A 14,797-nucleotide genomic window follows, 5' to 3' on the forward strand; every position below is an offset into this window, starting at 1 on the left:
AGGGCGCCATGTTCCGCTTCGCTCTCGTCCGCCTGTTCCGCGCCTTTGTCACTATCTTGGCGGTGGTGACGTTCGCTTTCGTCGTGCTGCGTATGTCGGGCGATCCGGCGCAGGTTATGCTCGGCCCCGACGTGCCGCTGGAATCCCTCGCCGCCTTCCGCAAGGCCTGGGGCCTCGATCAGCCGCTCTGGGTGCAATACGTCGCCTATCTGAAAGCGATCTTCTCGGGCGATTTCGGCATGTCGATGCGCGACAAGGCCTCCGCCCTGAATCTGGTGCTGGAGCGCGTGCCGGCGACCCTGCAGCTGACCCTGCCGGCGCTGATCCTGAAGCTGATCATCGGCATCCCTGCGGGCGTCTATGCCGCGCTGCACCGCCAGAGCTTCACCGATCGCGGCGTCATGCTCGCCGCCGTATTCGGCTTCACCATCCCGTCCTTCGTGATGGGCCTGGTGCTGGTGCTGATCTTTTCGATCACATTGCGCTGGCTGCCCTCCGGCGGACAGGACACCTGGGTGCACGGCATATTGCCGACCCTGACAATGAGCATCGGCGGCATCGGCATCCTCGCCCGCTTCTCGCGCAGCGCGATGATCGAGGTGATGGGCCAGCCCTATATTCGCACGGCTTCCGCAAAGGGGCTGAAATGGCGCGAGGTGGTCCTGGGGCACGCATTGCCGAACGCGGCGGTGCCGATCGTCACCATCGTCGGCTTCATGGTCGGCTCGCTGATCGCCGGTGCCGTGGTGGTGGAGTCGATCTTCTCCTGGCCGGGGATCGGGCGGCTCTTGGTCGTCTCGGTCGGGAACCGCGATCTCGCCGTGGTGCAGTGCATCCTGCTGATCGTCGCCGCGGCCATGGTCGTCTCCAACCTCGTCGTCGACCTGCTCTATGGCTGGCTCGACCCGCGCTTGCGCGCGCAGGCCTCCGGTCATTGAGGAAAAACCCCATGGCTGCCATCGATCTCCACGAAGCACCATCCTCTGAACCGAGGGGTGGTTTTGTCGCGCTTCTGCGGCTGAAGCTTCCCCTGACAGTCGGCCTTGGCGTGATCTGGCTGCTGGCGATGATCATCGTTGCCGCCTTCGCTGATCAGATTCGCCCCTACAACATCACCTCCATGGACCTGGCCAGCCGACTCGCGGCGCCGGGCGGTCTCAGGCATCTGCTCGGCACCGATGAACTCGGCCGCGATGTGCTCTCGCGGCTCATCCAGTCCATCCGCATTTCGCTGGTGATCGCGTTTGGAGCGACATTGCTCTCGGCGTTTTTCGGCACGCTGCTCGGCTTCCTGGCGGCGCAGTTTCGCGGAACGGTCGAGCATGTCGTGCTGGCTCTGGCCGATTTCCAGGCGGCGTTGCCATTCCTCATCATGTCGCTGGCGGTGCTCGCCTTCTTCGGTTCGTCGATGGTGCTCCTGGTCTGCCTGATGGGCTTCTATGGCTGGGAGCGCTATGCGCGCATCGCGCGCGGCCTTGCGATCTCCGCCGGCGCGCAGGGCTATGCTGCGGCTGTTGTCCAGCTCGGAGCTACGCCGACGCGGGTCTATCTGCGCCATATCCTGCCCAATGTCGCCTCGACGCTGATCGTGTCGATGACGCTGACTTTCCCCGAGATCATCCTGATGGAATCCGGCCTCTCGTTTCTGGGGCTCGGCGTGCAGCCACCCGAAACGAGCCTTGGCAACATGGTCGGCTTCGGGCGGGAATATCTCACGCGCGCGCCCTGGATCATGCTCGCCCCCGCCATCGTCATCATGCTGACGACGCTCTCCATCTCGCTGGTCGGCGACTGGCTGCGCGACAAGCTCGACCCGACCATCCGCTAGAGACGCCGCTTTCCGAGGGAATTGGCATGACCCTGATCAAAGGCCATCGTGGCGCCCGCAATCTCTGGCCGGAGAATTCGCTCACCGGTTTCCGAAACGCGCTGATGCTCGGCGTCGACGGCATCGAGTTCGACGTGCATCTGACGAAGGCCGGCGAACTCGTCGTCATCCACGACGCGACGCTGGACCGCACCGCTGAGGGGGCGGGGCCGGTGCGCGAGTTATCGGCCGAAGCGCGCAAGGCCATGAAGCTTAAGGACACCGACGAGACCATCCCGACCTTGGCGGAAGTGCTCGAAATCCTGGCGCCCGCAAAGGCCATCGAGCTGCATGTCGAGATCAAGATTGACGAGACCGGAACTCCCTATCCCGGCATCGCCCCGCGCGTGGCCGCCGAGCTGGCCCGTTTCGGCATCGAGGAGCGGTCGTATCTGACGTCCTTCGACACCTCCGTGCTGGAGGAATGCCGACGCCATGCCCCGCAGGTCGCTCGCCTCGTCTCGGTCAATGCTGCCTGGGCCGCGCGACAGGGTGGGCTCCCCGCCTTCCTCGACCGCGTCGAGGATCTGGCCGAGATCGTGGCTGTTCATCATGAGCTGCTGGACGCCGAGTGGGAGCTGATCCGAAGCAGGCTCGCACTCGACCGCCTCTGCGTGTGGACGGTCAACGACGAAGCTGGAATCCGCCATTGGCTCGGGCGCAATATCGGCCGCATGACTTCGGACAGCCCCGATTTGGCGCTCGCGCTGCGCGAGACGATCACGGCCTGATCCTTGAGTTTGCTTCGACTGGAGACCTCCATGAATCACATCATCTCGACCGGCTTTGTCGCCGCCTCGACGGACGGCGAACTCGACAGCCTGGAAAGCGATCTCAAGCGTCTCGCAGATCTCGGCGTGGAGACGGTCGAGCTGACACCGACCAGCATCGATCTCATTGCGGGCGGGCGCATCATCGAGGAGCGCGCCGACAGGCTCGCAAGGCTGACAGCCCAGTTCCCGTTCAATTACTCGATGCATGGCTTGGTCTCGTCCAACTTCATGGACCCGGACACGCTGCGCTATCAGCTCGAGGCGGCGAAAGCGCTGGTCCAGCTCTGCGATCGGGTCGGCTCGCGGATCCTCGTCCATCACGGCGGCTTTCTGCGCGCTGAGCAGCTCTTCGAAAGGGCTGATGCCGACCGGCGGGAACGCGAGGCTCTGCACGAACTTGCCGAATTCGCGAAATCCTACGGCGTGCGCATCGCGCTGGAGAACATCTTCACAACGGAGGCTGGCCAATACCGTCAGACACCGGCTGGGATCGCGGAGACGGTGAGGGCCGTCGACCATCCCAATCTGGTCGCCCTGATCGACTTCAGCCACGCCTATATCGAGGCGACCTATAAGGGGCTCGACTTCCGCGAGCAGCTTCGCGCCATGGCGCCCGTCGCGGGCCATCTGCACGTCCATGATTCATTCGGGCGGCCAACCGCGTTCTACAAGGGCTATCATCTGCAGGAATACACGGCGCTCGGCATCGGCGACCTGCACATGCCGCTTGGCTGGGGCGATATCGACTGGGACGAAATCTTCTCCGAGCTGACGTTCCTGCCCGGCACCGTCCTGATGATGGAGATCGGCCGGCGCTATCGCAGCGAGCAGCCGGCCTGCCTCGAGCGCGCCAAGCATTTGATGGCTCTGAACGCGGTCAACGACGCGTCGAGGTCGACCAACGCGCCAGCGCCTTACGCCACCGTCTAGGGTTGCCGCTCACTACGCGCCGGATCGGCGGGGGTGGCGAGGTCCCAAGATTTAGGAAGGACACCGCCAAGCCGGGTAACAGCTTCGTCGACGCTGTGGAAAATCCGGTCTTCTCCGATCGCGCGGATAATGCCGAAGCGCTCCAGCGCTTCGCGGGCCCGTGCGGATTCCACCCGCGCAATCGCGAAGGCCGCTCCCTGCGCTTCGCAGGCCCGGGCTACGGCGAGCAGCGACTGCGCCGCCGTATAGTCGATGGCGGCAATGCCGCTGGCCTCCAAGACCACCAGCCTCGGCTTTTGCGCTGCGAGCCGATCGACCAGCTCCTGCTGGAAACCTGACGCATTCGCGAAGAGCAACGGCGCCGGAAAGCCGGCGACGAGGATGCCAGGCAGCGTCGTCAATGGCTGCCCCGACCCCGGTGGCCACCAGATCGTCGTGCCCGCGATCCGACCGAACTCGACCAGATGGCTGCGGGTCGTCATCCAGATGCCGTGCAACAGCGACAGGCCGATGCCGATCGCCACGCCGCTTTCGATCGGCAGCAGAGAAACGGCAAAAGCGGTCAGCAGGACGAGGGCGAATTCCTGCGGGCTCTGGCGCGCGATCTGCGCGATCAGTCCCACCCTCACAATCCGCCCGGCCACGAAGAAGAGGACGCCGGCAAAGGCCGCTTCCGGGACATTGGCGAGAACATCGCCGCCGAAGAGCGCGAGACCCAGAACCAGCGCCGCGGCGGCGAGACCGGCGACGGGATTCCGGCCCCTGCTCTCGACGACGATGGCCGTCCGCGGCGGGCTGGCGTTAACCGGGAAGGTGCCTGCCAGGCCGGCGAGCAGATTGGCACCCGCCAGTCCGAGATAATCACGCCCGACATCGGGCTCGCGCCCATCGGGATCGCGGAAGGATCGGCTGACCGTCGCCGTCTGCATCATCACGATGAGCGCGATGATCAGGGCCAGCGGAATGAGAGACCGCAAATCGGCCCAGGACAGATCGAAGCCGGGCCATGGCGGCAACCCCGTCGGCAACGAGCCGAGCACTGCGACGCCGCGGCTCTCCAGACCGAGAGCGGCGACCGCCGCCGTCGCCAAGGCGAAGGCGATCAGCGCGCCGGGCAGCCAGGCTGCGAGCTTTTCGCAGGCGACGATGACGGCCAGCACGCCGAGACCCAGCATGACCGAGAACGGATTGCTACCTGCACGCGCCGCCCAGATTTCCGCCAGCCGGGGAGGCAGACTGCTCGCCTGCACATTCAGCCCCAGCAGGCTCGGGAGCTGGGACACGACGATATGGGCTGCGATGCCGGCCAGGAAGCCGGACACGACCGGCGTCGAGAGAAGATCCGCGATCCAGCCAAAGCGCAGGAAGCCGGCCCCCAGAAGGAGGACGCCGACCAGCACGGCAAGGGTCGGCGCAGCCGTCGGTGCGATGATGCCCCCCGCCGCAAGCGCGGCGAGTGCGCCGGCAAAGATGGGGGTGATCGTCGAATCGGCGCCGACGGTGAGGACACGGCTGGCTCCCAGCAGCAGGAAACCGAGCGTCGCTGCGACGAAGGCGAATAACCCCGCCTGCACTGGAAAGCCGCCGAGGCGCGCCGTTGCCATCTGCTCCGGGATCGTGATCGCCGCGAGCGTCAAACCCGCCAGCACATTCCGCCCGAGATCCCTGGGATGCGACGGGCCTCCGGAAGAGCGCTGTTCCGATCCGGCGAGGGCTGCGTTGCTTGGCATGACCGGCCACCGTCGTTGCATGCGAAGCTGATGCGGCAGCAACCATAGCAGTTCGCCTCATGCAGGCTGAAGCGCGTCGTTCCGGGCTAGATTAACGCTGGATTACGCCTGTTTCATGTGCGGCGCCGCGCAAATGCGTATAGCATCCTGCGGGCGTTCTATGCGGCATCGGTGCAGCGATGAACCAGAAGCCCGAGTTCCCGGCCTTAGCTCCTGCCACGGATCGTTCGCCGGCGGTCTCGCGGAAGTCGCGGGCCGGCCTTCCTGGTTTGGTGCTGATCGCGCTGGTCGCGGCAGGGCTCGGATTGTGGTGGTGGGTGCGACCGGGCGGCGAGAAGCCAGCGGGGTCCAATCGCAGCGTTCCAGCGATGTCGATCGTGTCCGCGCAAGCGACGCAAGGCGATATCGCGATCAACCTCGATGCTCTCGGTACCGTGACTGCTCTCGCGACCGTTACGATCAGGTCCCAGATCGCAGGAAAGCTCCTGGCGGTGGACTTCGAGGAGGGGCAGGATCTCCGGAAGGGCGATCTGCTCGCGGAGATCGATTCACGTCCCTATGAGGCCGCTCTGGCTCAGGCGAAGGGGCAATTGGCGCGCGATGAGGCGCTGCTCAGCGGGGCACGGGTCGACCTGCAGCGCTACAGGAGCCTTTCAGCCCAGAACGCCGTGCCGCATCAGACTCTCGATACGCAGGTCGCGCTGGTCGCCCAATATGAGGGCACGGTCGCGGCGGATCACGCGCAGGTCACGGCCGCCGAGGTCAATCTCCAATATTGCAGGATCGTCTCGCCGATCGACGGGCGCGCCGGTCTACGCCAGGTCGACGCGGGAAATTACGTCACGGCCGGCGACGCCAGCGGCATCGTCGTGATCACGCAGCTCGAGCCGATCAGCGTGCTCTTCACCCTGCCGGAGGACAATCTCCAGGCGATCGCCGCGCGCCTGCGGGCGGGCGCGACATTGCCGGTCCAGGCCTTCAACCGCGGCGGCACGACGAAACTCGCGGATGGGTCCCTCAAGACCTTCGACAGCCAGATCGATCCCACCACGGGCACGATCAAGTTGCGCGCGACCTTCGGGAACGGGGAGCGATCGCTCTATCCCAACCAGTTCGTCAATATCCGCCTGTTGCTCGACACGCGCAGGGGCGTGACGCAAATCCCGTCGGCGGGCGTCCAGCGCGGCGTGCCCGGCACCTTCGTCTATATCGTCAACCCCAACGACACCGTCTCGGTTCGCAAGGTCGAGCTCGGCGTGACCGATGGCGATCATGTGGAGATCCTGTCGGGCCTCAAGCCGGGCGACGCGGTCGTCATCGACGGCGCCGACAAGCTGCGCGAAGGCGCCAGGATCAGCGTGCGGGCGCCGCCCGACGCAACGCCGCCGCAGGCCGCGGGCTCCGGCCGCCGCACGGGCGCGAGGCCAGGCCCGTGAGCCCGTCCCGGCCCTTCATTCTGCGGCCCGTGGCCACCACGCTGCTGATGGTGGCGATCATGCTCTCGGGCATCCTCGCCTTCCGGTTTCTCCCTGTGGCGGCTCTGCCCGAGGTCGACTACCCCACCATCCAGGTGCAGACCTTCTATCCGGGCGCCAGCCCCGATGTGATGACCTCCTCGGTGACGGCGCCGCTCGAGGTGCAGTTCGGCCAGATGCCGAACCTGAACCAGATGAGTTCGGTCAGTTCGGGCGGCGCCTCGGTCATCACTCTGCAATTCGACCTGAACATCTCGCTGGACGTGGCGGAGCAGGAGGTTCAGGCCGCTATCAACGCCGCCGGCAACCTTCTGCCGGCGGACCTGCCGGCGCCTCCGATCTACGCGAAGGTCAACCCTGCCGACGCGCCGATCCTGACGCTCGGTCTGACCTCCGCCACCGTTCCGCTGACGCAGGTGCAGGACTTCGCCAATACACGGCTGGCGCAGAAGATTTCGCAGCTTCCCGGGGTCGGTCTCGTTACCATCAGCGGCGGCCAGCGCCCCGCCGTGCGGATCCGCGCCGATATCCGCAAGCTCGCCGCCTACGGCCTGAACATCGACGACCTGCGCACCACCTTGGGCAATGCCAATATCAACACGCCCAAGGGCAGTTTCGACGGGCCGATGCGGGCCTCGACGATCAATGCCAATGACCAGATCCGCTCCGCCGACGGCTACCGTTCCCTGATCGTGGCCTACAAGAACGGCGCTCCGGTTCGGCTGAGCGATGTCGGAGAGGTCGTCGACGGCGCCGAGAACGACAAGCTCGGTGCCTGGATGAATGCGACGCCGGCTGTGATTCTGAACATCCAGCGTCAGCCGGGCGCCAATGTCATCTCGGTGGTCGACAGCATCAAGGCGCTGCTACCGCAACTCAAGGCGTCGCTGCCGGAAGCCGTCGACATGACGATTCTGACCGACCGCACGGTGACCATCCGGGCCTCGGTCCGCGACGTCGAATACGAGCTCGCCCTGGCGGTCATGCTCGTCGTGCTGGTGATCTTCGTCTTCCTGCGCAGCCCGCGCGCGACGCTGATCCCGAGCCTGTCCGTTCCCCTCTCGCTCGTAGGGACGCTCGGCGCGATGTATCTGATGGGCTTCAGCCTCAACAACCTGACGCTGATGGCGCTGACCATCTCGACCGGCTTCGTCGTCGACGACGCGATCGTCGTGATCGAGAACATCTCGCGCTACATCGAGGAGGGGGATTCCCCGCTCGAGGCCGCCCTGCGCGGCTCGGAGCAGATCGGCTTCACCATCATTTCGCTGACGGTCTCGCTGGTCGCGGTGCTGATCCCCCTGCTGTTCATGGGCGACGTGGTCGGCCGATTGTTCCGCGAGTTCGCGGTGACGCTGGCGGTGACGATCCTGATCTCGGCCGTCGTCTCCCTGACGCTGGTGCCGATGGCCTGCGCCAAGCTTCTGAAGCCGGCCGCCGAGGCGCGCGAGAACCGCTTCCAGCGCGTCAGCCGGGAAGCCTTCGACAGCATCATTGCGGGTTATGGCCGCATGCTGGACTGGGTGCTCGATCGGCAGACGCTGGTGCTGCTGATCGCGCTCGGGACCTTCGGGCTGACGGGGTACCTTTACGCCGTCATCCCCAAGGGCTTCTTCCCGCTGCAGGACACCGGGGTCATCCAGGGCATCACGGAGGCGCCGCAGTCCGTTTCCTACGCCGCGATGGCCAGCCGGCAGCAGGCGCTCGCCGCCGCGATCCTGGAGGATCCCGATGTCGCCAGCCTGTCCTCCTTCATCGGGGTCGACGGCACCAACAGCACGCTGAACAGCGGGCGCATCCTGATCAACCTGAAGCCTCACGAGGAGCGCAGATCCAACATCGCGGCGGTGATGGAGCGCCTGCGACAGCGCACGGCCGCGCTGCCGGGCATCTCGCTCTACATGCAGCCGGTGCAGGACCTCACGGTCGAGGGCATTGTCAGCCGCATGCAGTACCAGTTCGTCCTGCAGGATGCCGATGCGGCTCAGCTCGCCGAATGGACGCCGAAACTGGTCGAGCGGCTGGCGGCGCTGCCGCAGATCGCCGAGGTCGCGAGCGACATCTCCGCACGAGGGCTCGCCGTCTTCGTCGACATCGACCGCGACCAGGCGGCCCGCTTCGGCATCACCCCGGCCACGATCGACAACGCGCTCTATGATTCCTTCGGTCAGCGCATCGTCTCCACGATCTTCACCAATGCGAACCAGTACCGTGTCATCCTGGAGGCCGATCCGCTGCTGCAGACCTCCCTGCGTTCGCTCTCGGCGATCTATTTGCCGTCGGCGGTGGGCGGTGGACCTGTCCCGCTGGCGGTCGTCGCGAGGATCCGCGAGGGCACCGCACCGCTCCAGGTCTCGCATCTCGGCCAGTTTCCCTCGGCCACGGTCTCCTTCAACCTGACACCCGGAACCTCGCTCGGCGAAGCCGTGACTGCGATCAGGCAGGCCCAGGCCGAAATCGGCCTGCCGGAAAGCGTGACCAGCAGCTTCCTGGGCGCAGCGCAGGCCTTCCAGTCGTCGCTGTCGAACCAGATCCTGCTCATCCTCGCGGCGATCGTGACGGTCTATATCGTGCTGGGCGTGCTCTATGAGAGCTTCATCCACCCTCTCACGATTCTCTCGACGCTTCCGTCGGCGGGCATCGGCGCATTGTTGGCGCTGATGATGGCGGGCCAGCAACTCACCATCGTCGCCATCATCGGCATCATCCTGCTGATTGGCATCGTGAAGAAAAACGCGATCATGATGATCGATTTTGCGCTGGACGCCGAGCGTAACGAGGGGAGGACACCGCGCGAGGCGATCCGTCAGGCCTGTCTGCTGCGGTTCCGGCCCATTTTGATGACGACGATGGCTGCCGTGCTGGGGGCCCTGCCGCTGATGCTCGGAACCGGCGCGGGCTCCGAACTCCGGCATCCGCTCGGTATCGCGATCGTCGGCGGGCTGCTGCTCAGCCAGCTGCTGACCCTGTTCACGACGCCGGTCATCTATCTCTGGTTCGATCGGCTGGCCGTCGGCGCCACCGATGCCCGGTTGGCCCTGCCGCCGTCCCACGAAGTGCCTGGGCCATGAACCCGTCGCGGACCTTCATCCGCCGCCCGGTTGCGACCACGCTGCTGACCGCCTGGCTGGCAGGGGTGGGTGCCGTCGCCTTCTTCCAACTCCCCGTCTCGCCGCTCCCGGAAGTCGATTTCCCGACGATCTCGGTCCAGGCCACGTTGCCGGGAGGCAGCCCGCAAGATGTGGCGGCGACCGTCGCGAGCCCGCTGGAGCGCCATCTCGGCCAGATCGCCAATGTGACGGAGATGACCTCGTCAAGCACGGTCGGGGGAACGCGGATCACCCTCCAGTTCGGCCTGAACCGCGATATCGACGGCGCTGCGCGCGACGTACAGGCTGCGATCAATGCGGCTCGCGCCGACCTGCCGGCAAGCCTCCGTGCGAATCCGACCTATCGAAAGGTCAATCCGGCGGACGCCCCCGTGCTCATCCTGACGCTGACCTCGGATACCAAGACCCGGGGCGAACTCTACGACGCGGCCACCACGGTGCTCGCGCAAAAGCTGTCTCAGGTCGAGGGTGTCGGCGAGGTCCTCGTCGGCGGCGGCTCGCTGCCAGCCGTCAGGGTCGAGTTGAATCCGCAGGCCGTCTATAAATACGGCATCGGCCTGGAGGATGTCCGTGCCGCCATAGCCAGCGCCAATGCCCACAGCCCCAAGGGCGGGATCGATGTCGGCGATCGACGCTACCAGATCTACGCCAACGACCAGGCGGAAAAGGCGGCACAGTATCGCTCTCTAACCATCGCCTATCGCGGCGGCGCCCCCATCCGGCTGTCCGATATCGGGGAAGTGACGGATTCGGTCGAGAATCTGCGCAATGCCGGGCTCGTCGACGGCAAGCCGGGCGTTCTCCTCGTCTTGTTCCGGCAACCCAACGCGAACATCATCGGTGTGGTCGACCGGGTGAAGGCGCTCCTGCCGACGCTGCGGGCCTCGATTTCCCCCGCCATCGATCTCGCGCCTGCGGTCGACCGGTCCACGACGATCCGGGCTTCGCTCCAGGACGTCGAGCGCACGCTGGTGATCGCGATCCTGCTCGTGATCGCCGTGGTGTTCGCGTTCCTGCGCGACTGGCGGTCGATGCTCGTGCCGGTCGTGGCCGTCTCCGTATCGCTGATCGCGACCTTCGCGGCGATGTACCTGCTCGGCTACAGCCTCAACAACCTGTCGCTGATGGCCTTGACCGTCGCGACGGGTTTCGTGGTCGACGACTGCATTGTGGTTCTCGAAAACGTCGCGCGCCATGTGGAGAGCGGGATGGAGCCGCGCGCGGCCGCGCTCAAGGGCGCGCAGGAGGTCGGCTTCACGGTCCTGTCGATGAGCATCTCGCTCGTCGCCGTGTTCATTCCGATCCTGCTGATGGGGGGGATCGTCGGCCGGCTGTTTCGTGAATTCGCCATGACAACCTCGCTGGCGATCATGATCTCGCTGCTGATTTCGCTGACGACGACGCCGATGATGTGCGCCGTGCTTCTGCGCAGAAACGCCGAGCTCAGGCATGGCCGATTATATCGCGGCAGCGAGCGGGTCTTCGCCTGGATGCTGGATGGATACAGGCGAACGCTGACAGCCGCGCTTGGCCATCCCGGGGCGGTCATGCTGGTCTTGGCGGCTGTGCTGGGCCTCAACCTCTATCTCTACGACACTATTCCGAAGGGCTTCTTTCCCCAGCAGGATACGGGGCGCATCGTCGGTGCCATCCAGGCCGATCAGAGCATCTCCTTCCAATTGATGCAGCAGAAGCTTTCGCGCTTCGTCTCGATCGTCAAGGCCGACCCGGCCGTCGACACGGTGGTCGGGTTCACCGGCGGCGGGCAGACCAATTCCGGCAGCGTCTTCATCGCGCTGAAGCCGCTCGCCGAACGCGTCGTCTCGGCCGACCAGGTGATCGCGCGCCTGCGGCGGAATCTGGCAGTCGTGCCCGGCGCGAGCCTCTTCCTGCAGGCGGTTCAGGATATCCGGGTCGGCGGCCGGGCCGGCAATGCCCAGTACCAATACACCCTGCAAGGCTCGACCCTGGAGGATCTTGCGGAATGGACGCCGCGGATCGCAGCCGCACTGCAGGCGCTGCCGACACTCGCCGACGTCAACAGCGACCAGCAGAACAAGGGGCTGGAATCCAATGTCATCGTCGATCGCGACACCGCCGCGCGCCTCGGCGTCACCATGGCGCAGGTGAACAACACCCTTTACGACGCCTTCGGCCAGCGGCAGGTGTCGACCATCTATGTCCCGCGCAACCAATACCACGTGATCATGGAGGTGGCGCCGCGGTTCTGGCAGAATCCGGAAACGCTGAAGCAGGTCTTCATCAGTACCGCCGGCGGGTCGGTCGGGGGCTCTCAGGCAACCAATGCGGTCGCCGGCACGGTCGTGGCCGCGGGCAAATCGACCACGGCGAGCAGCGTCGCGGCCGATGCGGCGCGCAATCTCGCGACCAACTCCATCGGCGCTACCGGCAAGGGGGCGGTTTCGACGGGTTCGGCGGTCAGCACGGTGCAGGAGACGATGATACCGCTCTCGGCGATCGCACATTTCGGACAGGGCGCGACGCCGCTGGCCGTCAACCACCAGGGGTTGCTTGTCGCCAATACCATCTCGTTCAACCTCCCGGCGGGCGTGTCGCTGAGCACGGGAATTGAGTCGATCGAGGCTGCCATGAACCGGCTGGGCGTCCCCGCCACGATCCACGGCACCTATCAGGGGACGGCCCGCGCCTTCCAGGCCTCCCTGGGCAGCCAGCCCTATCTCATATTGGCGGCATTGGTGACGATCTACCTTGTGCTGGGAGTGCTCTATGAGAGCTTCGTCCACCCGCTGACGATCCTATCGACGCTGCCCTCCGCCGGGGTCGGCGCATTGCTCGCCCTGATGGCCTTCGGAGTCGAATTCAGCATCATGGCGCTGATCGGGGTGATCCTTCTGATCGGCATCGTTAAGAAGAATGCGATCATGATGATCGACTTCGCGCTCGACGCGCAGCGCCATCGCGGCCTGTCTCCGTTCGATGCCATTCAGGAGGCCTGCCTGCTGCGGTTCCGGCCGATCATGATGACGACGATGGCAGCGATGTTCGGTGCGATGCCGCTCGCGATCGGCTTCGGCGAAGGCGGCGAACTGCGGCGCCCGCTCGGCATCGCCATCGTCGGCGGTCTGGTCCTGAGCCAGATTCTGACGCTCTACACGACGCCGGTCGTTTATCTCTACGCTGACCGCTTCCGCGCCTGGTGCGGGAATCTGCGCAGGCGTCCCCCTCAGCCGGTCGCGGATCTCACGGCATGACGCGGCGAGACGGCGAGGCGCCGGAGCGAGCGCGGCGACGTCTCATGATGCAAAAACATTTGCTGTTGCCTGGCCGAGTCTATCGCTTCGCGGTGCGATCGGATGAACTCCAAGGATTGGCGAAGGAGTTCATGCATGCGTGACGGCGTCGCGTCCGCTTCGGTTTGCGTCTTGGCAAGGCGCAAGCCGTCGTTCCGCTGGCGCGGTATCGGCGCATCGATCGCCGTTGCGCTTGGCCTGTCGGGTTGCATTCTCGGCAGCGAGAATCCGGCGGTCGATCTGGAGGTGCCTGCCAGCTACCGGGGCGGAAACCGAAGCCCGGACGCCGCGCTGCCCGGCCTCGACTGGTGGCGCGGCTTCCGCTCCGCCGAGCTCACGAGCCTGATCGAAGCCGCACAATCCGCCAACCTGGATATCGCGGTCGCGGTTGCGCAGATCGTCCAGGCGGATGCGCAGGCCGGCATCGCCGGCGCGCCATTGCTCCCCACGGTGACCGGAGTTGGAAATACGGAGCGGATAAGGCTGGCCACGACCAGCGGCAGCTCGGGGTCCAGCACGAGGTCCCAGGTCAACGTCGGGCTGACGGCGAGCTACATGATCGACTTCTGGGGCAAGAACCGCGCGACCCTATTTGCCGCGCAGGAAGATGCCATCGCGGCCCGGTACAATCGCGACGTCGTCACCCTCAGCACGACCGTCAGCGTGGCCAATACCTACTTCCAGATTCTGACGGCCAATGACCGCTTGCGGATCGCCCGCGGCAACGTCGCCGCGGCCGAGCGGATCCTGACTCTGGTGCGGCAGCAGTTCAACGCCGGAACGGTGTCGCAACTGGATCTTTCCCAACAGGAGACGCTCGTCGCGACGCAGAAGGCGGCGGTCCCGCCACTCGAGCTTGCCGCGGCTCAGAGCAACGTGACCCTGGCCCTCCTGCTCGCCCGGGCATCTGCGAATTTCACAGTGATCGGCGGTGGCATGGCGAAGGTCTCGGTGCCGCGCGTGACGCCGGGGCTGCCATCGGAGCTGTTGCGCCGCAGGCCGGATGTGCTGCAGGCCGAGTCACAGCTCGCCGCCTCGAATTTCAGCGTCGAGTCGGCCCGGGCAGCCTTCTTTCCGCAGATCCAGCTGACGGGCGATGCCGGCTTCCAGAGCAAGGCGCTCGCCTCGCTGTTTGGGCCGGGCGCCTGGTACTACACGCTGGCTGCCGGCTTGACGCAGCCGATCTTCGACGGATGGCTGCTGCAGAGCCAGCTCGACCAGGCGAGGGGCGCGCAGTCGCAGGCCCTGCAGGCCTACCGTCAATCGGTTCTCTCGTCCTTCGCCGATGTCGAGAAGGCACTCGTGGCGCTGACCCAGACGACCCGGCAGGAAAGGCTGCAGTCGGAGGTCGTCAGCAGCGCGCGCCGGGCCTTCGAAGTGGCGGAAGCGCAGCTGCGCGGCGGCACGGCGAATCTCATCAGCGTATTGCAGAGCCAGCAAACGCTTTTCACCGCCGAGGACAATCTGGCGCAGGTCAGACTAAGCCGCTTTCTTGCCGCGACGAGCCTGTTTCAGGCATTGGGCGGCGGATGGACCCGCGATCCGCCTCTTTGATCGAGCGGCGTCTGCCTGGGCGGCGATCGCCCTGAACCCGCGCAGGATCTGCAGATTCAAGACCTGCATCGGCACTTCGGATTTGA

The 14,797-nt window shown here is 65.7% G+C and carries 9 protein-coding genes; 8 read left to right on the forward strand and 1 reads right to left on the reverse strand.

Annotation, left to right across the window (positions count from 1 at the left end; genetic code table 11):
- Window positions 1–8: 8 nt before the first annotated feature.
- The 4 genes from AB4Z16_RS11575 to AB4Z16_RS11590 are packed head-to-tail and all read left to right on the forward strand — an operon-like array spanning window position 9 to window position 3,570.
- Window positions 9–938, forward strand: coding sequence for an ABC transporter permease (locus AB4Z16_RS11575; protein WP_441511492.1), 930 nt, complete (start codon window positions 9–11; stop codon window positions 936–938).
- A gap of 11 nt (window positions 939–949) precedes the next feature.
- Window positions 950–1,828 carry an ABC transporter permease gene (locus tag AB4Z16_RS11580; protein ID WP_441511493.1) on the forward strand — a complete coding sequence of 293 codons (879 nt, stop codon included), beginning with the start codon at window positions 950–952 and terminating at the stop codon, window positions 1,826–1,828.
- Between the two features lie 26 nt (window positions 1,829–1,854).
- Window positions 1,855–2,598, forward strand: a complete 744-nt coding sequence (locus AB4Z16_RS11585; protein WP_441511494.1) for a glycerophosphodiester phosphodiesterase family protein — start codon at window positions 1,855–1,857, stop codon at window positions 2,596–2,598.
- 30 nt (window positions 2,599–2,628) lie between these two features.
- On the forward strand, window positions 2,629–3,570 hold the full coding sequence (locus AB4Z16_RS11590; protein ID WP_441511495.1) for a TIM barrel protein: 942 nt from the start codon (window positions 2,629–2,631) through the stop codon (window positions 3,568–3,570).
- Here the strand turns inward: AB4Z16_RS11590 and AB4Z16_RS11595 are convergent.
- The gene (locus AB4Z16_RS11595) at window positions 3,567–5,300 is read right to left on the reverse strand and encodes a SulP family inorganic anion transporter (RefSeq protein WP_441511496.1); all 1,734 of its coding nucleotides are present in this window, start codon (window positions 5,298–5,300) and stop codon (window positions 3,567–3,569) included. The genes AB4Z16_RS11590 and AB4Z16_RS11595 overlap by 4 nt on opposite strands.
- 179 nt (window positions 5,301–5,479) lie before the next feature.
- Here AB4Z16_RS11595 and AB4Z16_RS11600 point away from each other — a divergent pair, with 179 nt between their 5' ends.
- From AB4Z16_RS11600 to AB4Z16_RS11615, 4 genes are all read left to right on the forward strand, one after another.
- Window positions 5,480–6,736: an MdtA/MuxA family multidrug efflux RND transporter periplasmic adaptor subunit gene (locus AB4Z16_RS11600; RefSeq protein WP_441511497.1), complete on the forward strand. Its 1,257-nt coding sequence runs from the start codon at window positions 5,480–5,482 to the stop codon at window positions 6,734–6,736.
- Complete coding sequence (locus tag AB4Z16_RS11605; RefSeq protein ID WP_441511498.1) at window positions 6,733–9,846, forward strand: MdtB/MuxB family multidrug efflux RND transporter permease subunit; 3,114 nt, start codon at window positions 6,733–6,735, stop codon at window positions 9,844–9,846. Before AB4Z16_RS11600 ends, AB4Z16_RS11605 begins: the two co-directional genes overlap by 4 nt.
- On the forward strand, window positions 9,843–13,118 hold the full coding sequence (locus AB4Z16_RS11610) for an efflux RND transporter permease subunit (protein WP_441511499.1): 3,276 nt from the start codon (window positions 9,843–9,845) through the stop codon (window positions 13,116–13,118). The genes AB4Z16_RS11605 and AB4Z16_RS11610 overlap by 4 nt, the downstream gene beginning before the upstream one ends.
- Before the next feature lie 135 nt (window positions 13,119–13,253).
- A complete protein-coding gene (locus AB4Z16_RS11615; protein ID WP_441511500.1) occupies window positions 13,254–14,711 on the forward strand; it encodes an efflux transporter outer membrane subunit in 1,458 nt (485 codons plus the stop codon).
- Window positions 14,712–14,797 lie beyond the last annotated feature (86 nt).

The sequence above is a fragment of the Allobosea sp. TAF32 genome, assembly GCF_052113585.1.
Taxonomy (GTDB): domain Bacteria; phylum Pseudomonadota; class Alphaproteobacteria; order Rhizobiales; family Beijerinckiaceae; genus Allobosea.

Bases quoted from the DNA above. Each gene is read 5' to 3' on its own strand.
- AB4Z16_RS11575 (WP_441511492.1), top strand. From the start codon at position 9: ATGTTCCGCTTCGCTCTCGTCCGCCTGTTCCGCGCCTTTGTCACTATC.
- AB4Z16_RS11580 (WP_441511493.1), top strand. From the start codon at position 950: ATGGCTGCCATCGATCTCCACGAAGCACCATCCTCTGAACCGAGGGGT.
- AB4Z16_RS11585 (WP_441511494.1), top strand. From the start codon at position 1,855: ATGACCCTGATCAAAGGCCATCGTGGCGCCCGCAATCTCTGGCCGGAG.
- AB4Z16_RS11590 (WP_441511495.1), top strand. From the start codon at position 2,629: ATGAATCACATCATCTCGACCGGCTTTGTCGCCGCCTCGACGGACGGC.
- AB4Z16_RS11595 (WP_441511496.1), bottom strand. From the start codon at position 5,300: ATGCCAAGCAACGCAGCCCTCGCCGGATCGGAACAGCGCTCTTCCGGA.
- AB4Z16_RS11600 (WP_441511497.1), top strand. From the start codon at position 5,480: ATGAACCAGAAGCCCGAGTTCCCGGCCTTAGCTCCTGCCACGGATCGT.
- AB4Z16_RS11610 (WP_441511499.1), top strand. From the start codon at position 9,843: ATGAACCCGTCGCGGACCTTCATCCGCCGCCCGGTTGCGACCACGCTG.
- AB4Z16_RS11615 (WP_441511500.1), top strand. From the start codon at position 13,254: ATGCGTGACGGCGTCGCGTCCGCTTCGGTTTGCGTCTTGGCAAGGCGC.